Source organism: Streptomyces sp. SA15 (assembly GCF_002291145.1).
GTDB lineage: Bacteria > Actinomycetota > Actinomycetes > Streptomycetales > Streptomycetaceae > Streptomyces.
In genome coordinates this window covers 193,164-215,053 of sequence record NZ_NTGE01000197.1, presented here as the reverse complement: position 1 = coordinate 215,053, position 21,890 = coordinate 193,164, and the positions used below count along the sequence as shown (strand labels likewise).

Sequence of the window (21,890 nt, the reverse complement as noted above, 5' to 3'; positions counted from 1 at the left end):
GACGGCCCTCCTTCCTACTGATGCCAATGCCCCCCAAAGGTCTTGCCAGACCGTTCCGTTGGCCGATTGGTACCGATGACGGAGGCAGGGAGGGCGCACTGGCGCGGCGACCGGGCTTCGTCCGGCCCGTAGCATGAGCCCCGGCAGCCGGAATGATCATGTGAGGAGCGCATGTGCGAGACATCGCCGTGTTCAGCGGTCATGCCCACCCCGAGCTGGCCCGGGAGGTCTGCGCGCATCTCGGGGTGCCGCTCAGCCCCACCCGGGTCAGCCGGTTCGCCAACGACTGTCTGGAGGTGCAGCTCCAGGCCAACTGCCGGGAGAGGGACGTCTTCCTCATCCAGCCGCTGGTCAAGCCGGTCCAGGAGCACCTGGTGGAGCTGCTGCTGATGTGCGACGCGGCGCGCGGGGCGTCCGCGAGCCGGATCACCGTGGTCATGCCGCACTACTCGTACGCCCGCTCCGACAAGAAGGACGCACCCCGCATCTCCCTCGGCGGCCGGCTGGTCGCCGACCTGCTGGTGGCGGCCGGCGCGAGCCGCGTGCTGGCCATGACGCTGCACTCGCCGCAGGTCCACGGCTTCTTCTCGGTCCCGGTCGACCACCTGCACGCGCTGCGCGAACTGGCCGCGCACTTCCGGCAGTACGACCTGACCCGCACCACCGTCGTCTCGCCGGACCTCGGCAACGCCAAGGAGGCCGCCGCGTTCGCCCGGATGCTCGGCGCCCAGGTGGCCGCCGGCGCCAAACAGCGGTTCGCGGACGACCGGGTCAGCATCAACTCCGTCATCGGCGAGGTCGCCGGACGGGACGTCATCGTGCTGGACGACGAGATCGCCAAGGGCAGCACCGTCCTGGAACTCCTGGAACGCCTGAGGGAGTTGGGGCCGCGGTCGATCCGGGTCGCCTGCACCCACGGGCTGTTCGCGGACCGCGCGCTGAAGCGGATCGGCGAGCAGCCCGACGTACTGGAGATCGTGTGCACCAACACCGTGCCGGTGGCCGAGGAGGAGCGCACGGACAAGCTGCGGATCCTCACCGTCGCCCCGGCGCTCGCCGAGGCCGTACGCCGTATTCACAACGGTGAGTCCGTCAGCGCCCTGTTCGACGCGCCACGAACCGAATAGACCGAACAGACGGGAAAACAGACGGGAACGGCACTACGCGCACGACGGTCAGAGGGAACCGGACGCGGCCTCGGGCTGGCTCAGGGCCGCGTCCAGCGTCGGCATCGGGGGCAGCAGCCGGGACAGCCCGGTGACGCGCAGGACCCGCAGGGTGAGCGGATGGGTGCAGACCAGGAGCAGTCGGCCGCCGTTGTCGAGCACCCGGGTGCGGGCGCGGTGAAGCAGGCGTAATCCGGAGCAGTCGAAGAACTCCACGCCGCTGAGGTCGATCACCAGGCGGACGTCGGGACGCCCGGTCACCCGGTCCAGGTACGGGATGATCTCCACGGCCGCGGCGATGTCGATCTCCCCGCGAAACTCCAGCACCGTGTGTCCCCGGTCCTGGTGGACGCGCAGATGCCGGGTCAGCGGTGCGGGTTCCTGCTCCATGACGACATCCCCTCCCAGCGTCACCGGGCCCGAACCCGTTCCCCGCCCTGCAAGTTACCCCCGATGGACAGAATTTGAGCATGTTCGATTGACATATGTCTTCGAATTGCGAAGGTCGCCTTACGACAGGGCCTGCTTACGACAGAGCCTGCCAGGCCTTGGTGAGCGCCTGGCGGAACTGCTGGGCCTGGTGCGCCGTGAGGTCCCGCACCATCCGCTCCTCCAGTTCCCGTACGGGCCCCTCGTGCTCCGCGAGCAGCTCGCGACCCGCGTCGGTCAGCAGGATCAGCAGCTCGCGACGGTTGCGGGGGTTGCGCTCCCTGCACACCAGCCCGCGGCTCTCCAGGGACCGTACGAGATCGGCGATCGACTGGGCGGTGACGAACGAGTCACGGGCCAGTTGCGCGGCCGACAGTCCGTCGTGCCGCTCCAGGACGGTGAGCGCCGTGTACTGCAGCGCGGTGATCCCGGACGGCTTGACCAGCTCGTCCAGGTGGGAGCGCACGACGAGCTCCACCTGTTTCACCATGTAGAGGAGCGACGGCGGCGCCTTGGTTGCCTGAGTGTCGAGCATGAGTTCACACTAGAGCATTGACAGGAAACCTGTCTGTAAAGAGACTGCGAACCAACAGGAAACCTGTTCATTGAAATCTTGGCAATGACGCTGAGGAGTGGTGATGACCACCTTCGAGATCGAACCCGGACAGCTGTTCATCGGGGGACAGTGGCGCGAGGCCGCGGACGGAGCGCGCACCGAGGTGGTCGACCCGTCCCGGGGCACGGTCGTCACCACCGTCGCGGCGGCGGGCGCCGCCGACGTCGACGCGGCCGTACGCGCCGCCCGCGAGGCCTACGACGGCGGCGCCTGGTCCGGGCTGAGCGGCCGGGAACGCGGCCGGATCCTGCACCGCGTCGCCGAACTGATCCGCGAGAACGCCGACGAGCTCGCCCGGCTGGAGAGCCTCGACGTGGGCAAGCCGATCACACTGTGTCACGCCGTCGACGTGACGAACGCGGCCAACGACTACGAGCACTTCGCCGCCCTCGCCCACTCCCTGCACGGTGCGCACCGCGACACGCCCATGAACGCCGTCGCCTACACCCGGCAGGAGCCGCTCGGCGTGGTCGCCGCGATCACGCCGTTCAACTTCCCGCTGATCCTGGCCGGTTCCAAGATCGCCCCAGCGCTGGCGGCCGGCAACACGATCGTGCACAAGCCGGCCGACGAGACCCCGCTCAGCGCCCTCTTCATGGCCAGGCTGCTGCAGGAGGCGGGCGTCCCGGACGGCGTGGTCAACGTCGTCACCGGCACCGGCCCGGTCGCCGGCGACGCGCTCCTGAGACACCCCGGCGTCGACAAGATCGCCTTCACCGGCTCCACCGCCGTCGGCCGGCACGCCGCGAGCGTGGCCGGCGAGTCGCTCAAGCCCGTCACCATGGAGCTCGGCGGCAACGCGGCCCACGTCGTCTTCGAGGACGCCGACCTGGAGAAGGCGGTCGGCGCGGTCATCAAGGGCTTCGTCTTCAACACCGGCCAGTTCTGCATGGGCGGCCCGCGGCTGCTGGTGGCGCGCTCGGTGTACAGCACCCTGCTCGGCATCCTCGCCGACGCCGTCCCCGGCGTGCCGGTCGGCGACCCCCGCCGGCCCGAGACGGTCGTCGGACCGATGGCGGGGGAGAAGCACCTGAAGAAGGTCGAGGAGTACGTCGAGCTGGCCCGCAAGGAGGGCGGCCGGATCGTCTGCGGCGGCGAACGGCTCGACCTCGACGGAGGCTACTACTACAAGCCCACCGTGATCGCCGACCTGCCGAACGACTCCCGGGTCGTCCAGGAGGAGATCTTCGGCCCGGTCCTCACCGTGCAGCCCTTCGACTCCGAGGACGAGGCCGTCGCGCTCGCCAACTCCACGCCGTACGGCCTGGCTTCGGGCGTCCAGACGACCAACCTGGCCCGCGCCCACCGCGTCGCCGACCGGCTCCAGGCGGGCATCGTCTGGATCAACGACTGGGCGATGCTCGACCCGGCCGTGCCCTTCGGCGGGGTCAAGGACTCCGGCTTCGGTCGCGAGTACGGGCCCGAGGCGCTCGCCGCCTACACCAAGGTCAAGTCCGTCGTCGTCTCGCTCGACTGAGCGCGCGCCCACCAAGCCGTAGGAGCGCGCCGGGGTCGAGACCGCGAGCGCGCGGAGGCCCGCAGGGTCGAGCACGGTCGCGGTCTCGACCCCGGCTGGAGCGCTCCGGAGGCTCACCATCAACAAGGAGTTCCTGCGATGTCCCTCACCACCCGCGCCGCCGTCGTCGAGTCCGGCGGAGCGCCTTTCACCCTCAGCGATGTCGTCCTCGACGAGCCCGGACCGCACGAGGCGGTCGTCCGTATGGTGGCGACCGGTCTGTGTCACACCGACCTCGGCGTCGCAGGCGGGGGACTGCCCTTCCCCCTCCCCGGAGTCCTGGGCCACGAGGGCGCCGGCGTCGTCGAGGCTGTCGGACCGGCCGTCACCGGTGTCGCGCCCGGCGACCATGTCGTGCTGTCCTTCACCTCCTGCGGCGACTGCCGCAACTGCCGGGGCGGCCATCCGGCGTACTGCGCCACCTGGCTGCCGCTGAACCTCATCGGCGGCCGCCGGGCCGACGGCACCAGCACCATCAGCCGCGACGGAGAGCCGCTCGGCGGCCACTTCTTCGGCCAGTCCTCGTTCGCCGAGCGGGCCCTGGTGGACGAGCGCAGCCTCGTCAAGGTCGACCCCGACGTACCGCTGGAGTCGATCGCCCCGCTGGGCTGCGGTGTGCAGACCGGCGTCGGCGCCGTATGGAACGTACTGAAGCCGGTCACCGGAAGCACCGTCGTCGTCCTGGGCGCCGGAGCCGTAGGCCTGTCGGCGGTCATGGCCGCCGCTCTCACCCCCGCCACCACGATCGTCGCCGTCGACAAGGTCGGCGAACGCCTCTCCATGGCGCGCGAACTGGGTGCCACGCACACCGTCAACGCGGGCGAGTCCGACCTCGTGGAGGCCCTCGCGGAGATCACCGGCGGCCAGGGCGCGGACGGCATCGTGGAGACCACGGGCAGCGTCGCCGTGCTGCGTCAGGGCGTGGACGCGCTGGCCGCCCGCGGCACCCTGGTCGTCGTCGGCGCCCCACCGTTCGGCACCGAAGTCGCCCTGGACGTCAACGGGTTGCTCGGCGGCAAGCAGGTAGTCGGTCTCACCCTCGGCGACGCCGAGACGCAGACCTTCATCCCCGCCCTGGTCCGGCTGGTGAAGGAGGGACGGCTCCCGCTGCACCGCCTGATCAGCACCTACCCGTTCGCGGACATCGACCAGGCGGTGCGGGACATGGGCGCGGGCAAGGCCATCAAGCCCGTGCTCACGTTCTGAATCAGTCCACCGCATCAGTCCACCGTGAGGACCAGCTTCCCGGTCGTCCGGCCGGTGTCGCCCAGCGCGTGCGCCTCGGCGGCATCGGCCAGCGGGAAGGTACCCGCGATCGTGGCGCGCAACTCGCCCTTCTCGACGAGATCCACGATCGCCTTCATACCGGCGCGGTCGGCGTCCACGAGCATCCTGACGGCCCGTACGCCCAGTCGCTCGGCCTCCTCGTAGAGGTCGTCCGAGCCGACCGGCAGGATCGAGACGACAAGCCCGCCCGGCCGCAGCACGCGCAGCGAGCGCAGGGAGGTCTCGCCGCCGAGCGTGTCCAGGACCACGTCCACGTCCTTCGCCGCCTCGACGAAGTCCGTCCCCCGATAGTCGATCAGCTCGTCCGCGCCCAGCCGCCGCAGGAAGTCGTGCTTGCCCGCGCTCGCGGTGCCGATCACGTAGGCGCCCCGGGCCTTGGCGATCTGCACGGCCACGTGCCCGACCCCGCCGGCCGCGGCGTGGATCAGCACCCGCTGACCCGGCTGGAGGTCGGCCGTCTCCACCAGCGCCTGCCACGCGGTCAGGGACACCAGCGGCAGCGCGCCCGCCTGCGTGTGGTCGATCAGGGACGGCTTGTGGGTGAGGGCGCGGACCGGAGCGATCACGTACTCGGCGTGCGAGCCGTGGCCGAACGGGTACGGCAGCATGCCGAAGACCTCGTCGCCGGGCCGGAACGTGGCCACGCCGATGCCGACCGCCTCGACCACGCCGGAGACGTCCCAGCCGAGTACGAAGGGCGGCTCGCCGAGGAAGCCGCCGGTGGCGCGGTGCTTCCAGTCGGTCGGGTTGACCCCGGCGGCGCGGACCCGGACCAGCACCTCGTTCGGGCGCGGCTGCGGACGCTCCACTTCCACGGTCTTCAGGACCTCGGGGCCGCCGAGGACGTCCTGGCTGATCGCTCGCATCGTGTTCACAGTGCTCATGGTGAATCAGCCTGCCGGGAACCGCCCGCCCAGGAAATGGCGTGATTGCCAACCTTCGATAGGATCGCGCCATGCAGCAAATGGAGCGGGTCGAGCGGGTCGTGGTGCTGGCCCTGGACGGTGTGTACCCCTTCGAGCTGGGCATCCCCAGCCGGATCTTCGGCGCGGCCGACGGCCGGTACGAGGTGCTGACCTGCAGCGTCGACGGCCGGCCGGTGCCCAGCAACGCGGACTTCACGATCGGTGTCGAACACGGTCCCGAGGTCCTCGCCACGGCCGACACGGTGGTGATCGCGCCGATCTCGCCGTCCCGGGTGACCGCCGACCTCCCGGACGCGGTCGCCGCCGCCCTCGCGCGCATCCGCCCCGACGCGCGCATCGTCTCCATCTGCACCGGCGCGTTCATCCTCGCAGCCGCCGGGCTGCTGGAGGGTCGCAAGGCCACCACCCACTGGCAGCTCGCCGACCGGTTCCGGCGCATGTACCCGCACATCGCCCTCGACCCGGACGTCCTCTTCGTCGACGACGGCCGGATCCTCACCTCGGCGGGCGCCGCCTCCGGCGTGGACGTCTGCCTGCACCTCGTCCGCAAGGACCACGGCAGCGACCTCGCCAACACCGTCGCCCGGCGCTGTGTGGTCCCGCCGTTCCGGGACGGAGGCCAGGCCCAGTACATCGAGCAGCCGGTCCCCGAGCAGGGCGCCGCGAGCACCGCGGCGACCCGCGCCTGGGCCCTGGAACACCTCGGCGAACCCCTGACCCTGGGCGACCTCGCCGGCCACGCCCGGATGAGCCTGCGCACCTTCGCCCGCCGCTTCAACGACGAGGTCGGCCTCAGCCCCGGCCGCTGGCTGATCCAGCAGCGTATCGCCCGGGCCCGGCACCTGCTGGAGTCCAGCGACCTGTCGGTGGACCGGATCGCCGGCCAGGTCGGCTTCGCCACGGGCGCCTCGCTGCGGCAGCATCTGCACGCGGCGATCGGCGTCTCGCCGCAGGCGTACCGGCGGACGTTCCAGGCGGTGGCCCGCTGAACGCTCCGCGTCCTGAAGGACACGGGCAGAGGACGGCCTGTATGTGACCCGTCACCGACTCGCGTGCAGCGCGACCAGCAACTGCCAGACCTGGTCGGCGATTTCGCCGGGGTCGGCCTCGAGCAGTCCGTGCAGCCAGTCGGCCAGCACCCCCGCGAAGGTGGCGGCGACCGCCGAAGCCACCAGCGGGGCGTCCGCCGCGCCCGCGAGTTCGCGCTCACGCAGGCTGTAGGCGCGCAGATCCCGGTGCAGCACGCGGCCGAGAGGGCCACCACCGCCCGGGGCCAGCAGGGCCCGGTACAGCGCGGCATGCGGGGCGAGTGAGGCGAAGAACTCCGCCAGCGCGGGCGGCGCGTGCACCGGGTCCGGCCGTCCGCGCCAGGCGTGCAGCGCCTCCACGGCCTCCCGTACGACGTCCGCGCAGGCGTCCACCGCGAGTGCCTCCAGGCCGTCGTAGTGGACGTAGAACGTGGCCCGGCCGACTCCGGCGCGGCGCACCAGCGCGGCCACGCCGACCTCGGACAGGGGGCGCTCGGCGCACTCGTCGAGGAGTGCTCCACGCAGCCGCGCCCGGGTGCGCGCGGACCGCGGGTCCTCGGGCCGTTCCCGGTTCATCATCCGGCGAGCAGGACGGCACCCAGGGCGAGCGCGCCCGGCAGGGCCTGCGCGAACAGGATGCGGGGGTTGGCGGTGGCGGCACCGTAGACGCCCGCGACCACCACGCAGCACAGGAAGAACACCTGGACCCGGAAGCCGGTCGGATCGGCGGCGACCAGCCCCCAGACCAGACCCGCCGCGAGGAAGCCGTTGTAGAGCCCCTGGTTTGCGGCCATCGGCGCGGTAGCCCGCGCCATCTCCGGCTCGAACCCGTGCAGCGCCCTGCCGGGCTTCTTCTGCCACAGGAACATCTCCATCACCAGGATGTACGCGTGCAGGACGGCCACGAGGCCGACCAGCACGGAGGCCAGGATCTCCATATGCTTCCTCTGTTTCTTGGACGGGTGTCCAGTGTAGCTGGACAGCTGTCCAGGAGATGCCCGACGCAGAAGACGCTCCGGCGCAACGCCGCAGGTCCGTAAGGGAATTTGTCGATGTGTGGGTTCCTGGCGGACAGTGACGGAACCCTCACGTCCGCCCTGCCGCGAGGTTGATCCTTTCTGCTTCAAACCCGATAAGCTCCCGTGCGGCGCCGCGAGTTGACGCGTGAGCGATCGCTCGTCCCGCGGTGCGTACTCATGAGTGCGGTCCCCCCTTGCACACCCCCCTTGTTCGATCGTGTTGTTCGAAGGATGCAGATGGAACTCGCCACTCCGCCCCCGGCGGCGCGGGCCCCTGTCGCCTGGTACAGCTGGTGGTTGATGCCGCTGGCCTTAGGAGGCGGGACGGTCGCCGCCACGTTCATGAGCTCCGAGCGAATAACCACGGCCGTCGCGGGCGCCGCCGCGACGGCGGCCGGCGCCGTGTGCGTACGTCTCCTCGTGCGCACACGTGGCCAACTGCAGCGGGCGGAGAGCTCCTTCCGTACCTCGCAGGCCGAGCACTCCCAGCAGTGGCAGCAGCACGTGGCCGGCCTGGAGCGGAAGTACTCGGCCGAACGCGCCGCCCAGGAGGCGCAGTTCGCCGACGCGGCGGGCGCCTACGAGGTGCAACTCGCCGAGCAGTCCCGGACCTTCGAGGAACGGATCGCCGAGCAGACCCAGGCGTACGAGGAGCGGCTGGCCGACCAGGCCAAGTCCTACGAGGCCCAGCTCGCCGACCAGGCCGAGGTCTGGCAGGAGCAGCTGGCGCACCAGCAGGACGCCGTCGCCCGCCTCGGCGGCGAGCAGCTGCCGGACGCGCTGGGGCGCCTGCGGGAGGGTGAGGCCATCGACGACCTCCTGCCCACCACCAGCCAGTGCGCGAAGGTCAGCGCCGACCTCCAGGCCGAACTCCGCAAGATCCTCAGGACCGCCCTGATCGGCGTCGAGGAGGAGTTCAACCGGTCGACCTCCGCCGAGCAGGCCGTCATCAGCATCGGCAACCGCATCCACGTGCTGACCAGCAAGCTCCGCGGTCGGCTGCACGAGATGCAGGGCGAGCACGGCCGTCTGCCGGCCGTCGCCCGCGGTCTGATGGAGCTCGACCAGGAGATCGGCCCCGCCGACTGTCTCGCCGCCAGCATCGGCGTGCTGGGCGGCTCGGACCGGCCCGGCCGGCAGTGGCAGGAGCCGCAGCGCCTGCTGAGCGTGGTGCGCGGCGGCATCGGCCGGATCAAGGACTTCCACCGGGTCGAGGTGCGCCATCTGCCCGAACTCGGCGTCGACGGCGGCTTGGTGGACCACCTCACGCTCATCTTCGCCCACCTGCTCGACAACGCGGCCCGCTACTCGCCGCCCACGGAGCCGGTGGTCGTCTCCGGCAAGGAGGTCCCCAACGGCGTCGGCATCGAGATCCAGGACTCCGGCAAGGGCCTGAGCGAGGAGAAGAAGCGCGAGGCCGAGCATGCCCTCGCGGGCACCGGGACCGGCCCCGGCCTCGGCGGCATCTCCGAGGACGCCAGCATCGGCCTGCGGGTCGTCGGAGCCCTCGCCCGCCGCTACGGCATCCGGGTCACCTTCGCGGACTCGCCCTGGCTCGGTACCTCCGTGGTCGTCGTCGTACCGCACAAGTACTTCAGCCAGTTGCCCGTGGCGGCCCCCGCGACCCCCGCGACCCCCGCGGCCACCGCCCCGGTGGCCCAGGCCGCGGCGGCTCCGGCCCGCGGACCGGCCGCCGTCGAGACCACCGACGCCGTGGACACCACGCCCGGCGGACTGCCCCGGCGCAGGAGCAAGCGGAACGAGGAGGCGCCGCACCAGCCGGCCGAGCGCACCGAGCGGACCGGGGAGACGGGAGTCTCCGCCGTCCCGCCGGACGCGTCCTTCACCGGCCTGGCCGCTTTCGCCACCGCCGGACGCGAGCCCACCGAGGCAGACGGTACGGCCGACGGCCGCGAGTCCGCAGAGCACCGCACTGAAGAGAGCGACCAGTCCACATGACGCAACAGGGAACAGACGTGAGCTGGGCGCTGCGCGATCTGGTGGAGTCCATCCCGGAGATCCGCTTCGCCCTCGTGGCCTCCAGCGACGGCAAGGCCATCACCTCCTACGGTGCCGAAGACCCCGACGACGTGGACCGTTTCGCCGCCGTGGTGGCCGGACTGCAGGCGCTGGCCCAGCCGGTCGCCGAGCAGTTCCCCACATACGCGGGGCAGCTGCGGCTGGCCATGATCGAGGTCGACGGCGGCCACCTCTTCGTCGTCCGCGCGGGTGTGGAGACGTATCTCGGTGTCCTCGCCCGGGAAGGCCTCGACCAGGGCCTGCTGGGACACCAGATGAGGGATCTGGCCCGCAGGATGGGCGAGCTCCTCGGCACCACTCCGCGCCTGGAGGAGCACTCTGGATGAGTGCTCCCCGTCGGCCCACGGACCCGTCCGGTCTCGAGCGCTACTACGTCCTGACCGGAGGACGTAGCGGACCGGGCGGTTCGGCGTCGAGCCTCGACGTGGCGACCCTCATCGTCTCCCGCACCGACCCCCTGCCGGGCATGCAGCACGAGCACGAGGAGATCCTCCGGCGCTGCCGCGATCCGCTGTCGGTGGCCGAACTCGGCGCCCACCTCGGATTGCCCTTCAACATTCTCGCGGTGCTGCTGGCGGATCTGCTCGAGGCAGGCCGCGTCGAAGCCCGTGACCCCATCCCGGCGCACCACGCCGGTCGCGGGCCCGACCTCGCGCTCCTTGAGGAGGTACTCAGTGGACTTGAAAGGCTTTGACCATCCCGGCGAGCCGGACGCCGGGGGCACCCGCTCGGTGAAGGTGATGATCGCCGGCGGCTTCGGCACCGGCAAGACCACGATGGTCCGCTCGGTCAGCGACATCAAGCCGCTCACCACCGAGGAGACCCTCACCCAGGCCAGCGCCGACGTCGACCACCTCATCGGCGTCGCCGACAAGACGGAGACCACCGTCAGCCTGGACTTCGGGAAGATCGGCATCAACGAGAAGCTGGTGCTCTACCTGTTCGGCACGCCGGGCCAGGAACGCTTCTGGTTCCTGTGGAACGGCCTGTTCAAGGGCGCGCTCGGCGCGGTCGTCCTGGTGGACACCCGCCGACTCGCCTCCAGCTTCCGGGCGATCGAGGAGATGGAGCGGCAGAACGTCCCCTTCGTCATCGCCCTGAACATCTTCCCGGACTCCACCGAGCACCCCATCGAAGAGATCCGGGACGCTCTGGACATCTCCCCGCACACCCCGATCGTGGCCTGCGACGCCCGCGACCGGGCCTCCAGCCGTGACGTACTCGTCGCCCTGATACGTCACTTGAAGGAACGCTCCGCCGTCGCACTGGAGTCCCGATGAGCGACCAGACCTTAAACGGCCCCGACGCCCCACGCGGCTGCCCGGTCGCGCACGGCCCGGCCGATACGACCCGGCTGTACGGGCCGGAGGCGGCGACCGACCCGCTGGGCATCTACGAGCGGCTGCGCAAGGAACACGGCTCCGTCGCGCCGGTCCTGCTGGAGGGGGACATCCCCGCCTGGCTGGTCCTCGGCTACCGCGACAACCGGCGCGTCCTGGACAACCCACGCCAGTTCAGCCGCGACGCCAGGATCTGGCGGGACTGGCTGGACGGCCGCGTCGAGGAGACCTCGCCGCTGGTGCCGATGCTCGCCTGGCGCCCCGACTGCGTCTCCCAGGACGGCGAACCGCACCGCAGGCTGCGCGGCGCCGTCACCGACGGACTGCTGGCCGCATCCGGTCGCGGCGTCCGGCGCCACGCCACGCATTTCGCGAACAAGCAGATCGACGCGTTCGCGGAGTCCGGGCAGGCCGACCTGGTGGCGGACTACGCCGAATACCTGCCGATGCTCGTCCTCACCCGCATCCTCGGCCTCGCCGAGGCGGAGGGGCGCCGGCTGGTCGAGTCCTGCGCCCAGGTCCTCAAGGGCGGTGAGGACGCCGTCGCGCACAACGACCGCATCATCGAGATCCTCGGCGAACTCGCCGAGCGCAAGCGGGCCGAACCCGGCTCCGACTTCACCACGGCCCTCCTGGAGCACCCCGCGGCGCTCGACGGGGAGGAGGTCGTCAGCCATCTGCGTCTGGTGCTCATCGCCGCGCACACCACGACCAGCAACCTGCTGGCCCGGGTGCTGCAACTGATCCTCACCGACACCTCCCGGCTGTCCGGACTGATCAGCGGCCAGCTGAACATCTCCGCGGTGGTGGAGGAGGTCATGTGGAACTCCCCGCCGCTGGCCGTACTGCCGGGGCGTTTCGCCGCCGGCGATCTGGAACTGGGCGGTCACCACATCCAGGAGGGCGACCTGCTCGTCCTCGGGCTGGCGCCGGGCAACCTCGATCCGCAGGTCCGGCCCGACCCGGGCGTCTCCGTCCAGGGCAACCAGTCGCACCTGGCCTTCAGCGCGGGCCCGCACGAGTGCCCCGGGCAGAGCATCGGCCAGTCCATCATCGAGATCGCCGTGGACGTTCTGCTGCACCGGCTGCCGGGCCTGCGCCTGGCCGTGCCACCGGAGGAGCTCACCTCGACCGCCTCCACCTGGGAGTCCCGACTCGACAGCCTGCCGGTCGAATTCCCCGTCTAAGAGCCTGTGTCACATCCCCGGCCAGGCTCTAAGGCGTGCGATTGTGCTGCCCGGTCGGTCACCGACCGGGCAGCGCCGTTCGCTCACACGGCCAGCAGGTCGTCCACCGATCCGCGCCCGGCCAGTTCGGCGTCGGCCGCCGGACCGTCCTTGGCCGCTGTGTAGCGGCCCGACACCAGCGCCCATTCGTAGTTGCCGTTGATCCAGTGCTGGATGGCCTCCACCCCCATCCGCACCCGTGCCCGCTCGTCCTCGTCGAAGCCCAGCTCGTCGCACATCCGCGGGACGCGGGCCTCCAGTTCGACGTACTCGTCCAGGCACGCGGTCGTCATACGGACCGCCTCGTCGGCCGCCTCCTTCCACGAGCAGCCCCGCTCCCGGTGCAGCACGGCGATGAGGTTGTGGCCGTCCCCCCGGCGCTTCTCGCGCTCGAAGGAGTGGATGTCGTTCATGAACCCGATGGTGTCGGCGGCCAGATCGCGCAACCGCTCCATCAGCGGATGCGCCATCGCCTGTGCGGGCACCTCGAAGCCGCGGCTGCGCTCACCCGCGTCGATGCTGTGGTGGATGCCGACCGTACGGCGCCGGAACTCGGCGTACTCGTCCAGCCCGAGCGTCCCCGCGAGGCCCCGGGCCGCGAGGTCGACCTCCTCGCAGTGCGCCACGAGGAATCGCCCCCAGGAGGCGGCGAACCGCGTCCGCCAGTTCAAGGACATGCCATCCGAGAGATGCTTCCAGACCTCCGCCCAGGCCAGGGTGATCGGGCAGACCACCCGAGGGCGGAAGCCCGCCGGCCGCAGGGGAGTGACGATGAGCTCCCGCGCGACCTCCGCTATGCGGTCCGCGCGGTCGGGCTGGTTGGCGTCGAACTGGTCGTCGAAGAGGAAGGCGAGAGAGAACCAGTTCATCAGGACGACCATGTCGTCCGCCGTGGCGTGGGGGTAGGTGCGGGCGGCGGCCTGGGGCAGGTCCCAGGATTTGTATTCCTCGAAGCCGGCCACGCTGCGCACCAGGCCCATGTCCCAGATCCAGCGCAGATGGCGTGCCCGGGCGTACTCCAGATGCTCGCTGACGGGGGTGTCGAAAGGGAGGTCGAACGTGACGTCCTGAGGCATGCGTTTCCTTTCGGGAGACGGAACGCAGAGTCCCCCCACCCCTGCGATCGGGCGGTCGAGTTGACCGCCCGCGCACTCGAACTGGCCTTCTCTGGCCGAAAGTTGAACCGAGAAGCGGTACGAGACTGCCCAGAGCGTAAATGATCTATACCGTGACCTGGCCGTGATGTCCGTTACTGCTCATGCCAGTTGAGCTGCGTATACTGCCTCGCCCCCCACATAGGTCAGCGCCACCCGTGCCTCCGCGATCGCCTCCGGCGGCCCCTCGAACGGGTCGCGGTCCAGCACCACCAGATCGGCCAAGGCGCCCACGCGCACCTGACCGGTGTCGTCGAGGTGGTTCACGTACGCCGAGCCCGCCGTGTAGGCGGTCAACGCCTCGGCGAGGCCGATGCGTTCGGCGGGCAGGAACACCGGCGCCTCGCCGCCCGGCGCCACCCGATGGACCGCGACATGGATCCCGTGCAGCGGGTCCGGGCTGCTGACCGGCCAGTCGCTGCCCGCCGCGAGGGTGGCGCCGGAGCGCAGCAACGCGCCGAACGGATACTGCCACGCGGCCCGTCGGGCCCCGAGGAAGGGGATCGTGAGCTCGTCCATCTGCGGTTCGTGCGCGGCCCACAGCGGCTGGATGTTCGCGGTGGCACCGAGCCGCGCGAAGCGCGGAACGTCGTCGGGGTGCACCACCTGAAGGTGCGCCAGATGCGGCCGGGTGTCGCTCGGCCCGTTCGCGGCCCGCGCGGCCTCGATCGCGTCCAGCGCGTCGCGTACGGCCCGGTCGCCCAGGGCGTGGAAGTGGCACTGGAAACCGAGCGCGTCCAACTCGGTGACGTACTTGTGCAGTTGATCCACGTCGATGAAGCTGGTGCCCCGGTTGGTCGTGGCGCAGCCGCACTTGTCCAGATACGGCTCCAGCAGCGCGGCCGTGCCGGTCTCGGCGACCCCGTCCAGCATCAGCTTGACGGTGCCCGCGCGGAACCGGCCGTGGCTCAATGCTGCCCGGCGCTCGACGAGTTCGGAGATCTGCTCGGCGCCGCGCTCGCGGTCCCACCACAGGGCGCCGACCACCCGCGCCGTGAGCGAGCTGTCGCGGGCGGCCGTGAGGTATGCCTCGGACGGGTCGTCCATGCCGAGGAACTCCCCGACCAGGGCGTCCTGCCAGGCCGTGATGCCGAGTGCGTGCAGATGGCGCTGGGCGTGCAGCAGGGCCGCCAGCCGGTCGGCGGGCGTGGCCGGGGGAGTGAGCCGCCCGACGAGCTGCATCGCACCTTCTTGCAGCGTCCCGCTCGGCTCACCGGAGGCGTCCCGCTCGATCCGCCCGTCGGCCGGGTCGGGCGTGTCCCGTGTGATGCCCGCGCGGGCGAGGGCGCGGCTGTTGACCCAGGCACCGTGGTGGTCGCGGTTGGGCAGGTAGACCGGCCGGTCGGGAACGGCCGCGTCCAGCAGCTCCTTCGTCGGCGTACCGCCCTCGAAGGCCTCCATGGACCAGCCGCCACCGGTGATCCACTCCCGCTCGGGATGCGCGGCGGCATACGCGCGCACGGCGGCGACGGTCTCGGCCGCCGTCCTGGTCCCGGTCAGGTCGCACTGGGTGAGCTCCAGACCCGCCGGCACCGGATGGACGTGCGCGTCCTGGAAGCCGGGCAGCAGCAGCCGCCCGCCGAGGTCGACCACGTCCGTCCGAGGCCCGGCGAGCTCGTGCACCTCGTCCCGTCCTACGGCGGTGATGCGGTCGCCGGTGACGGCGACGGCGGTCGCGGTACGGCCCTCGGGGGTGAGGACCGGGCCGCCGGTGAAGAGCAGATCTGCGTACATGTCCCGTTTCCTGGTAGGGCTAGTGAGGCGTGGCGAGCAGCTGCGGAGCGTCGGCGTCGGTGCCCTCGCCGGTGCGGAAGTACGGCGATCTGCGCACCCACCTGGCCCACGCGGCGGCCACGAAGCCGGACGCGATCATCACCAGGGGAGTGGTGAGCAGGAACCACCCGTTGTCCGCGCTGACTTCGAAGTGGTCGGCGGAGGAGTAGAACGACCAGCCGAGGTAACCGCCCAGACTCAGCAGAACGGCCGCGCTCAGTGCGGGCAGTACCACCGCCCGTACCCCCTGCCGCCAGTCCTCGCGCAACAGGGAGCGGAAGCGCACGGCGGCCGCGAGAGCCGTGAGCGCGTACGACAGGGCGACCACGATGCCCACCGCGTTCACCGTCGCCATGATCATGTCCGCGAGTCGCGGAATGACCAGCGCGAGCGCCGCGACCGCCGTCGCCAGCGCGCCGATCAGCAGCGTGCCGGCCGCCGGAGTCCCGTACCGGGGGCTGACCCTGGACCACACCGGCCCGAGCGTACGGTCCCGGCTCATCGCGAACATCGCCCGAGCCGTCGGGATCACCCCGGCCTGTAGTGAGGCGACCGCCGAGAACATCAGCGCCACCAGGGGGAGCGCGGCCAGCGGCTGGGACGCCAGCCGGTCGCCGAAGAACGCCAGCCCCTCGGCACCGTGTCCCACCAACTCCGGCTCGGACAGCACCCGTTGGAAGGCGACCGAGCCGAGGAGGAACAGCCCCAGCATCGTGACCAGCGTGGTGATCCCGGCCCGGGAGGCGTCCCGTGGGTCGCGGACCTCCTCGTTCACGCTGAACGCGGCCTCGAAGCCCCAGTAGCAGAACACCGACAGCAGCATCCCCTGCGCGAGCGCCGACGCCGAGGGAATCGCGAACGGGTCGAACCAGCTCAGGCTGAAGGGATGCGGGCCGGTGACGATGCCGTATCCGCAGAAGCCCAGCAGGACGACGTACTCGAAGACCAGCAGCCCGGCCTGCAGCCGCGCCGCCGTCCGTACGCCCGTTACGGCGGTCAGCGTGACGGCGGTCAGGACCACGATCCCGACCGCTGTCGTCTGCGCCGTCGACCCCGGATCCAGCGCGAGCCCGCCGACCCGGTGCAGCCCGGCGTCCCCGGCGAGCTGGATCAGCGCCGAGCCGGTGACCGCCGTGGTGTACGCGAGGAACGCCACCGTCGCGACGATGGTCACCCAGCCGACCATGAAGCCGAGCCACGGCGTGAGGGAACGGCCCACCCACACATAGCCGTTGCCCGCGTTCGGCTCGACGCGGTTCAGCCGGGAGTAGGCGCCGGCGATGCCCAGCACCGGCAGGAACGCCAGGAGCATGATCGCCGGCAGATGCAGCCCGACCACTGCGGCCGTGACGCCGAGGCCGATGCCGATGCTGGTGGTCGCGGCCGTGCTGGACGCGGCGATCGCGACCGAGTCGACGACGCCGAGGGACTTGCGCAGCACGGGCCGCGCGGGCGGGTCGACACCGTAGGGCTTGTCGGACATGGCCAGCTCTCCGCTCGCACCGGGGGGCCTGGTCGGCCCCGGTGACCGCACATGAAACTCGCCGGGGGCTCAACAGGTCAACGATGTTGTCGTAAGGTGCCCCATCGGCCCCACGGAGGCATCCATGACCGAGCGCGTCGTCCCGCCGGCTGCCAGACAGCGCAGGCGGCCCACCAAACAGGGCGTCGTCCTGTCCGAGGAACTGATCGTCGAGACGGCCCTGAGGCTCATCGAGGAGCACGGCGGCGACGCCCTGTCGGTCCGTCGTCTCGGCCGCGCCCTCGGCGCCGACCCCAGCTCCCTGTACCGCTACTTCCGGCACACCGACGACCTGATGCTCGCCATCGCCGACGAGCTGATCGGCCGTACGCTGCGCACCTGGCGTCCCAGCGGCGACTGGCTCGCCGACCTGCGGGATCTCGGCCTGCGCATGCACGCCGGCGCGCTCGCGCATCCCCGGGCGGCCGTGCTCAGCTCCTACCGGGTGACCGGGCGGGTGTTCGAGATCCAGGCCGTCGAGACGATCCTCGGCGTGCTGCGCCGCGCAGGCTTCCCCGACGCCGAGGCGGTGCGGATCTACCACGCCTTCGTCGACCAGGCGCTCGCCTTCGGCGCCCTCGACTCGGCGAGCGCCGCCATGCCCAAGTCCGCCCGGGAGACGGAGGCGGCCGTGTGGCGGGCGACGTACGCCCGGCTGCCCGCCGACACCCACCCGCACATCGCCGCGACGGCCCGCCATCTCGTCGCGGACATGCGGCACAGCTCCTATCCGGCGGCCCTGGACCTTCTGCTGAGCGCGGCGGCGACGCGACTGGCGGAGATCCGGGGGTAGGAAGGAAGCCGGACTGTCATGCTGAAACGTCCGCCCTACGACCCGCCAGGAGGCTGCCCAACGATGACCCGGCAACCCGCACGCCCCGCCAAGCAGCGCAAGCAGGACACCCTGAACCGACTGGAGCACGACGAGGACGCCTGGGTCGCCACGGCCGACGGCGACGGCTCGGGGCCGTACCTCGTCCCGCTCTCCTTCCTCTGGGACGGCTCGACCCTGCTGCTGGCCACCCCGGCAGCCAGCCCCACGGGACGCAACCTGAAGACGACGGGCAAGGCACGCCTCGGCATCGGGCCGACCCGCGACGTCGTCCTCGTGGAGGGCACCGCCGACACGATCACCCCCGCCGAGCTGCCCGAGGAGGAGGCCGATCTCTTCGCCACCAAGACCGGGTTCGATCCCCGCCGACTCGCCACGCCCTACCTGTACTTCCGCGTCCGGCCCCGGCGGATCCAGGCCTGGCGCGAGGCGAACGAGCTGGACGGTCGTGAGCTGATGCGCGACGGGGAGTGGCTGGTCGCCGACTGAATCGGCCGGGCCGGGATATCCGCAAGGAAGAGGGCGGCGGGGCACGACGCCCCGCGCCCCGGACCTTTCGGAGGAGACATGGCCTTGGTGAAAGCGGGCGTCGTCGTGCTCGACTGTGCCGAGCCCGAGAAGCTGGCGGAGTTCTACAAGGAGCTGCTGGAGGCCGAGCAGACGGAGGAGAACGCCAACCGGGTGGAGATCAGGGGCGCCGACGGCATCCGGCTGGCCTTCCGCCGCGACGTGAACGCGACCCCGCCGAGCTGGCCGCGCCCCGAGAACGCCCTCCAGGCCCACCTGGACTTCATGGTCGAGGACCTGGACGAGGCGGAGCGCAAGGTGGTCGGCCTCGGCGGCCGCCCACTGGAAACCAAGGACGCGACCGGCCCGTACGAGGAGCGCGGCTACGCCGACCCGGCCGGCCACTCGTTCACCTTGCGCCTGGTCGCCTCGACGGCGCCCAAGCAGGGCTGAGCGGGCAGTGGGCGGGGCATGGGCTCGTCACACCGCGCCCGGGAGGGCCGAGGCCTGGCAAGCCTCGCCGAGCCGGGGGGCGTGCACCGCCGTTCCGGGCGGGGCCTGGGGTTCGTCACACCGCAGTCGGCTGGGGTCGAGGACCGGGGGAGGGCGTGTCGAGCCGGGGGCGTGCACCGCCGTTCCGGGCGGGGCCTGGGGTTCGTCACACCGCAGTCGGCTGGGGTCGAGGACCAGGGGAGGGCGTGTCGAGCTGGGTGATGCCGCGCACGCCGTTTCCAGGCGGAGCCGGGGGCCCGGCAGACCCCGGCCGCGCAGCGCCGAGGCCAGATGACTGATCCCGACAGGCCCGGCCCGCACAGGGCTCGCAGGCTGACTCCGGCCGGCCGTGGCCGGGCGGGGCCCCGGCCCGCAGGCCGACCCCGGCAGACCGTGCCCGCGCAGAGCCCCGGGCCGGCACACCGGTCCCGAGCAGGGCCGGAGCCGGAGGCAGGCTCACCCCGTCGGCCCCCCCGCGCAAAGCCCCTGCTCCCGTCAGTCCCGGCCGCCCTTCTCACCGGTCGGCCACACACCGGTCCTGCGTTCGATGGCCTTCGCGCCCGTGCGGTCCACCGCGCTGCGTACCGCGGCGAAGATGGCGCCCTGGATCGCGGCGGCCAGCAGGATCTCTCCCCAGCCGCGGTCCCGGTCCAGCGCATCGGGTGCGTCCTCCTCGTGCCGGATCGCCATCCATGTCTTGCGGAAGGCGAGCCCCGCCAGCCAGCCGCTCGACCAGCCCAGCACGAAGCCGATGGGCTGGTAGGCGAAGGGAAGCTTCAACTTCTTCTTCTTGGCCATGTACGTCTCCTTCGTCGGTCAGGGCCGCCCCCGCGCCGGAACCTCCTCGTCCGCGGGGACCGGCCCGGGTGGTGTCCCGTCGCCGAACGGGCGGCCGCCCAGCTCCTCCCGGTGATGCGGCGTCAGCCACCCCGACAGATCGGGCCCGAGGGGCACGATGCCGGTCGGATTGATGCCGGTGTGCACCTGGTAGTAATGCCGCTTGATGTGGTCGAAATCGACGGTGTCGCCGAAGCCCGGCGTCTGGTAGAGGTCGCGGACGTACGCCCACAGGACCTCGTTCTCCGCCAGCTTCCAGCGGTTGCACTTGAAGTGGCCGTGGTAGACGGCGTCGAAGCGGACCAGGGTGGTGAACAGTCGGATGTCCGCCTCGGTGATCGTGTCGCCGACCAGGTAGCGCTGCCGGGCCAGCCGGGGCGTGAGCAGGTCCAGGCGCCGGAACACGCCCGCGCACGCGGCCTCGTACTCCTCCTGGTCCGTGGCGAAGCCCGTCCGGTACACGCCGTTGTTGACGTCCTCGTAGACGTCCGTCATCACCGCGTCGATCTCGTCGCGCAGCGCCCTCGGGTACAGGTCGGGCGCGCCCTCCCGGTGCAGGGCCGTCCACTCGGTGGCGAAGTCCAGGGTGATCTGCTGGAAGTCGTTGGTGACCAGCTTCCCGCTGGGCACGTCCACGATCGCGGGCACACTCACCCCGCCCGGGTAGTCGGTCTCCCGCCGGTCGTACGCCTCGCTGAGATAGCGGATGCCGAGGACCGGGTCGCGGCCGTCGGGGTCCAGGGTGAAGCGCCAGCTGCGGTCGTCCTGGATCGGGTCCGCGACGGCGAGGGACAGGGCGTCCTCCAGACCGAGAAGCCGCCGGGAGACGAGCGACCGGCTCGCCCACGGACAAGCACGGCTGACCACCAGACGGTAGCGGCCGGGCACCACCGGCCAGCCACCCCGGCCGTCCGCCGTGATCCGGTCCGTGAAATGGCTCTTGGACCGCTTGAACGCCCTCCTGCCGTACGCGCTGTTACCGCCGTCCGCGCCGTCCGCGCCGTCCGCGACGCCCATGCTTCCTCCCTCTCCGCGCCTGTTCTGTGGTGAACGCGTTCCCCGTTTTCGGACGACGGCACGGTGTGAGTCGTACCGACCGGGGCAGTCGGCGAAGGTGAGTGGCACATCCACGAACCGGACATCCAGGAACGAGCCCGCCACGACCGCGCCGGCCACGACGGCGTCGGCCACGGACAGGAAGGCGGACCACAGAACACGCGTCACCGTGCTCGTCGCGCTCGCGGCGAATCTGCTGATCGCGGTCGCCAAGACGGTCGGCGGCCTGCTCGCCGCATCACCGGCGCTCCTGTCGGAGGCCGCGCACTCCGTGGCCGACAGCATGAACGAGGTCTTCCTGCTCGCCGCACTGCGGCGCAGCCGCCGCCCCGCCGACCGGCGCCACCCCTTCGGCTACGGCAAGGAGCGGTTCTTCTGGTCGCTGCTCGCCGCCGTCGGGATCTTCGTCATGGGTGGCTGCTTCTCCTTCTTCCAGGGTTTCGAGGCCCTCAGCCGCGGCTCCGAGGAGAAGCTCAGCGGATACGTGGCGGGCCTGATCGTGCTGGGCGTCGCCCTCCTCGCCGAGGGGGTGTCCCTGGTCCGGGCCCTTTACCAGGCGCACCGGCAGGGCCGCGGCATGGACGGCCTGCGCGACCCGGCGCTGCGCACGGTCGTCGCCGAGGACGGCACGGCGGTGCTCGGCGTCACCCTCGCGATCACCGGTATGGCGCTGCACCTGGCCACCGGCCAGGTCGTGTGGGAGGCGTTCGCGTCGTTCGCGATCGGCGCGCTGCTCGTCTACGTGGCCTACCGGCTGGGACGCGAGGCCCGCGACCAGCTGATCGGCGAGGCCGCCGACCCGGAGTCCAGCCGCCGGATCCGCGCCCTGCTTCAGGCGCAGCCCGAGATCGACAGCGTGGAGGCGCTGTTAACGATGAAGATGGGCCTGGACTCGGTCCTGGTGGCCGCCCGGATCGACCTGGTGCCCGGCCTGGACAGCGAGCGGGTCGAGGAGGTCGCCGTGCGCATCAAGCGGTCCATCTCCGGGACGATCGCCGAGGCGGACCAGATCTTCCTCGACGTGACCGACCGTCCCGCAGCCGAGGCACGAGAAAGCCCCGCCGCGACGGGGGAACGCGGCGGGGCCTGACGCTCGGGTGCCCGGCGGACGCGGGTCCATGCCT

Annotated in this window: 23 protein-coding genes; 13 read left to right on the top strand and 10 right to left on the bottom strand. The window is 71.4% G+C overall.

The window, feature by feature from the left end:
• The first annotated feature begins 173 nt into the window (after nt 1-173).
• Nucleotides 174-1,127 (top strand): ribose-phosphate pyrophosphokinase, encoded by a 954-nt coding sequence (locus CLM62_RS42905; RefSeq protein ID WP_095755305.1) that lies wholly within the window; start codon nt 174-176, stop codon nt 1,125-1,127.
• Between the two features lie 48 nt (nt 1,128-1,175).
• Here CLM62_RS42905 and CLM62_RS42900 read toward each other — a convergent pair whose 3' ends face one another.
• Both CLM62_RS42900 and CLM62_RS42895 read right to left on the bottom strand, forming a co-directional pair.
• A complete protein-coding gene (locus CLM62_RS42900; protein ID WP_095755304.1) occupies nt 1,176-1,556 on the bottom strand; it encodes an anti-sigma factor antagonist in 381 nt (126 codons plus the stop codon).
• Between the two features lie 136 nt (nt 1,557-1,692).
• A complete protein-coding gene (locus CLM62_RS42895; RefSeq protein ID WP_095755303.1) occupies nt 1,693-2,130 on the bottom strand; it encodes a MarR family winged helix-turn-helix transcriptional regulator in 438 nt (145 codons plus the stop codon).
• Between the two features lie 103 nt (nt 2,131-2,233).
• On the opposite strand from CLM62_RS42895, the gene CLM62_RS42890 reads away from it, so the two are divergent.
• Nucleotides 2,234-3,688, top strand: coding sequence for an aldehyde dehydrogenase (locus CLM62_RS42890; RefSeq protein ID WP_095755302.1), 1,455 nt, complete (start codon nt 2,234-2,236; stop codon nt 3,686-3,688).
• Nucleotides 3,689-3,826: 138 nt separating this feature from the next.
• Nucleotides 3,827-4,933: an NAD(P)-dependent alcohol dehydrogenase gene (locus tag CLM62_RS42880; RefSeq protein WP_095755301.1), complete on the top strand. Its 1,107-nt coding sequence runs from the start codon at nt 3,827-3,829 to the stop codon at nt 4,931-4,933.
• Between the two features lie 14 nt (nt 4,934-4,947).
• Here CLM62_RS42880 and CLM62_RS42875 read toward each other — a convergent pair whose 3' ends face one another.
• Entirely contained in the window at nt 4,948-5,898 is a 951-nt protein-coding gene (locus CLM62_RS42875; protein ID WP_095755300.1) for an NADP-dependent oxidoreductase, read from the bottom strand.
• An 80-nt stretch (nt 5,899-5,978) separates the two neighbouring features.
• Between CLM62_RS42875 and CLM62_RS42870 the strand changes: the two genes are divergently transcribed.
• Nucleotides 5,979-6,929, top strand: coding sequence for a GlxA family transcriptional regulator (locus CLM62_RS42870; RefSeq protein ID WP_095755299.1), 951 nt, complete (start codon nt 5,979-5,981; stop codon nt 6,927-6,929).
• A gap of 51 nt (nt 6,930-6,980) precedes the next feature.
• Here CLM62_RS42870 and CLM62_RS42865 read toward each other — a convergent pair whose 3' ends face one another.
• Together CLM62_RS42865 and CLM62_RS42860 are read right to left on the bottom strand one after the other, a co-directional pair.
• The gene (locus CLM62_RS42865) at nt 6,981-7,544 is read right to left on the bottom strand and encodes a TetR/AcrR family transcriptional regulator (RefSeq protein WP_095755298.1); all 564 of its coding nucleotides are present in this window, start codon (nt 7,542-7,544) and stop codon (nt 6,981-6,983) included.
• Complete coding sequence (locus CLM62_RS42860) at nt 7,544-7,906, bottom strand: DUF1304 domain-containing protein (RefSeq protein ID WP_095755297.1); 363 nt, start codon at nt 7,904-7,906, stop codon at nt 7,544-7,546. The genes CLM62_RS42865 and CLM62_RS42860 overlap by 1 nt, the downstream gene beginning before the upstream one ends.
• A 318-nt stretch (nt 7,907-8,224) precedes the next feature.
• Between CLM62_RS42860 and CLM62_RS42855 the strand changes: the two genes are divergently transcribed.
• The 5 genes from CLM62_RS42855 to CLM62_RS42835 are packed head-to-tail and all read left to right on the top strand — an operon-like array spanning nt 8,225 to nt 12,554.
• Nucleotides 8,225-9,946: an ATP-binding protein gene (locus tag CLM62_RS42855; RefSeq protein ID WP_095755296.1), complete on the top strand. Its 1,722-nt coding sequence runs from the start codon at nt 8,225-8,227 to the stop codon at nt 9,944-9,946.
• Nucleotides 9,943-10,353, top strand: coding sequence for a roadblock/LC7 domain-containing protein (locus tag CLM62_RS42850; RefSeq protein WP_095755295.1), 411 nt, complete (start codon nt 9,943-9,945; stop codon nt 10,351-10,353). Before CLM62_RS42855 ends, CLM62_RS42850 begins: the two co-directional genes overlap by 4 nt.
• Nucleotides 10,350-10,721: a DUF742 domain-containing protein gene (locus CLM62_RS42845; RefSeq protein WP_095755294.1), complete on the top strand. Its 372-nt coding sequence runs from the start codon at nt 10,350-10,352 to the stop codon at nt 10,719-10,721. Before CLM62_RS42850 ends, CLM62_RS42845 begins: the two co-directional genes overlap by 4 nt.
• Nucleotides 10,702-11,307: an ATP/GTP-binding protein gene (locus tag CLM62_RS42840; RefSeq protein WP_095755293.1), complete on the top strand. Its 606-nt coding sequence runs from the start codon at nt 10,702-10,704 to the stop codon at nt 11,305-11,307. The genes CLM62_RS42845 and CLM62_RS42840 overlap by 20 nt, the downstream gene beginning before the upstream one ends.
• Entirely contained in the window at nt 11,304-12,554 is a 1,251-nt protein-coding gene (locus CLM62_RS42835) for a cytochrome P450 (protein WP_095755292.1), read from the top strand. Before CLM62_RS42840 ends, CLM62_RS42835 begins: the two co-directional genes overlap by 4 nt.
• A gap of 83 nt (nt 12,555-12,637) precedes the next feature.
• On the opposite strand, the gene CLM62_RS42830 is transcribed toward CLM62_RS42835, so the two are convergent.
• From CLM62_RS42830 to CLM62_RS42820, 3 genes are all read right to left on the bottom strand, one after another.
• Entirely contained in the window at nt 12,638-13,669 is a 1,032-nt protein-coding gene (locus CLM62_RS42830) for a 7-epi-alpha-eudesmol synthase (protein WP_095755291.1), read from the bottom strand.
• Nucleotides 13,670-13,849: 180 nt separating this feature from the next.
• The gene (locus CLM62_RS42825; protein ID WP_095755290.1) at nt 13,850-15,481 is read right to left on the bottom strand and encodes an amidohydrolase; all 1,632 of its coding nucleotides are present in this window, start codon (nt 15,479-15,481) and stop codon (nt 13,850-13,852) included.
• Between the two features lie 19 nt (nt 15,482-15,500).
• Entirely contained in the window at nt 15,501-17,003 is a 1,503-nt protein-coding gene (locus tag CLM62_RS42820) for an APC family permease (RefSeq protein ID WP_095755289.1), read from the bottom strand.
• 124 nt (nt 17,004-17,127) lie between these two features.
• Here CLM62_RS42820 and CLM62_RS42815 point away from each other — a divergent pair, with 124 nt between their 5' ends.
• The 3 genes from CLM62_RS42815 to CLM62_RS42805 all read left to right on the top strand — a co-directional run bounded on the left by CLM62_RS42815 (nt 17,128) and on the right by CLM62_RS42805 (nt 18,834).
• Nucleotides 17,128-17,835, top strand: coding sequence for a TetR/AcrR family transcriptional regulator (locus CLM62_RS42815; RefSeq protein WP_095755288.1), 708 nt, complete (start codon nt 17,128-17,130; stop codon nt 17,833-17,835).
• Between the two features lie 63 nt (nt 17,836-17,898).
• Nucleotides 17,899-18,363, top strand: coding sequence for a pyridoxamine 5'-phosphate oxidase family protein (locus CLM62_RS42810; protein ID WP_095755287.1), 465 nt, complete (start codon nt 17,899-17,901; stop codon nt 18,361-18,363).
• 78 nt (nt 18,364-18,441) lie between these two features.
• Nucleotides 18,442-18,834, top strand: coding sequence for a VOC family protein (locus CLM62_RS42805; RefSeq protein WP_095755286.1), 393 nt, complete (start codon nt 18,442-18,444; stop codon nt 18,832-18,834).
• A gap of 534 nt (nt 18,835-19,368) precedes the next feature.
• Here CLM62_RS42805 and CLM62_RS42800 read toward each other — a convergent pair.
• Together CLM62_RS42800 and CLM62_RS42795 are read right to left on the bottom strand one after the other, a co-directional pair.
• The gene (locus CLM62_RS42800) at nt 19,369-19,671 is read right to left on the bottom strand and encodes a DUF4235 domain-containing protein (protein ID WP_095755285.1); all 303 of its coding nucleotides are present in this window, start codon (nt 19,669-19,671) and stop codon (nt 19,369-19,371) included.
• 18 nt (nt 19,672-19,689) lie between these two features.
• The gene (locus CLM62_RS42795) at nt 19,690-20,727 is read right to left on the bottom strand and encodes a glutathione S-transferase family protein (protein WP_095755284.1); all 1,038 of its coding nucleotides are present in this window, start codon (nt 20,725-20,727) and stop codon (nt 19,690-19,692) included.
• 97 nt (nt 20,728-20,824) lie between these two features.
• On the opposite strand from CLM62_RS42795, the gene CLM62_RS42790 reads away from it, so the two are divergent.
• On the top strand, nt 20,825-21,856 hold the full coding sequence (locus CLM62_RS42790) for a cation diffusion facilitator family transporter (protein WP_257004418.1): 1,032 nt from the start codon (nt 20,825-20,827) through the stop codon (nt 21,854-21,856).
• Nucleotides 21,857-21,890: the final 34 nt, after the last annotated feature.

Excerpts from the sequence above, each read along its gene's own strand:
- CLM62_RS42805 (WP_095755286.1), top strand. The coding sequence starts at position 18,442 with ATGGCCTTGGTGAAAGCGGGCGTCGTCGTGCTCGACTGTGCCGAGCCC.
- CLM62_RS42880 (WP_095755301.1), top strand. The coding sequence starts at position 3,827 with ATGTCCCTCACCACCCGCGCCGCCGTCGTCGAGTCCGGCGGAGCGCCT.
- CLM62_RS42895 (WP_095755303.1), bottom strand. The coding sequence starts at position 2,130 with ATGCTCGACACTCAGGCAACCAAGGCGCCGCCGTCGCTCCTCTACATG.
- CLM62_RS42850 (WP_095755295.1), top strand. The coding sequence starts at position 9,943 with ATGACGCAACAGGGAACAGACGTGAGCTGGGCGCTGCGCGATCTGGTG.
- CLM62_RS42845 (WP_095755294.1), top strand. The coding sequence starts at position 10,350 with ATGAGTGCTCCCCGTCGGCCCACGGACCCGTCCGGTCTCGAGCGCTAC.
- CLM62_RS42835 (WP_095755292.1), top strand. The coding sequence starts at position 11,304 with ATGAGCGACCAGACCTTAAACGGCCCCGACGCCCCACGCGGCTGCCCG.
- CLM62_RS42810 (WP_095755287.1), top strand. The coding sequence starts at position 17,899 with ATGACCCGGCAACCCGCACGCCCCGCCAAGCAGCGCAAGCAGGACACC.
- CLM62_RS42855 (WP_095755296.1), top strand. The coding sequence starts at position 8,225 with ATGGAACTCGCCACTCCGCCCCCGGCGGCGCGGGCCCCTGTCGCCTGG.
- CLM62_RS42870 (WP_095755299.1), top strand. The coding sequence starts at position 5,979 with ATGGAGCGGGTCGAGCGGGTCGTGGTGCTGGCCCTGGACGGTGTGTAC.
- CLM62_RS42795 (WP_095755284.1), bottom strand. The coding sequence starts at position 20,727 with ATGGGCGTCGCGGACGGCGCGGACGGCGCGGACGGCGGTAACAGCGCG.
- CLM62_RS42900 (WP_095755304.1), bottom strand. The coding sequence starts at position 1,556 with ATGGAGCAGGAACCCGCACCGCTGACCCGGCATCTGCGCGTCCACCAG.
- CLM62_RS42865 (WP_095755298.1), bottom strand. The coding sequence starts at position 7,544 with ATGAACCGGGAACGGCCCGAGGACCCGCGGTCCGCGCGCACCCGGGCG.
- CLM62_RS42890 (WP_095755302.1), top strand. The coding sequence starts at position 2,234 with ATGACCACCTTCGAGATCGAACCCGGACAGCTGTTCATCGGGGGACAG.
- CLM62_RS42815 (WP_095755288.1), top strand. The coding sequence starts at position 17,128 with ATGACCGAGCGCGTCGTCCCGCCGGCTGCCAGACAGCGCAGGCGGCCC.
- CLM62_RS42800 (WP_095755285.1), bottom strand. The coding sequence starts at position 19,671 with ATGGCCAAGAAGAAGAAGTTGAAGCTTCCCTTCGCCTACCAGCCCATC.
- CLM62_RS42875 (WP_095755300.1), bottom strand. The coding sequence starts at position 5,898 with ATGAGCACTGTGAACACGATGCGAGCGATCAGCCAGGACGTCCTCGGC.
- CLM62_RS42825 (WP_095755290.1), bottom strand. The coding sequence starts at position 15,481 with ATGTACGCAGATCTGCTCTTCACCGGCGGCCCGGTCCTCACCCCCGAG.
- CLM62_RS42830 (WP_095755291.1), bottom strand. The coding sequence starts at position 13,669 with ATGCCTCAGGACGTCACGTTCGACCTCCCTTTCGACACCCCCGTCAGC.
- CLM62_RS42820 (WP_095755289.1), bottom strand. The coding sequence starts at position 17,003 with ATGTCCGACAAGCCCTACGGTGTCGACCCGCCCGCGCGGCCCGTGCTG.
- CLM62_RS42860 (WP_095755297.1), bottom strand. The coding sequence starts at position 7,906 with ATGGAGATCCTGGCCTCCGTGCTGGTCGGCCTCGTGGCCGTCCTGCAC.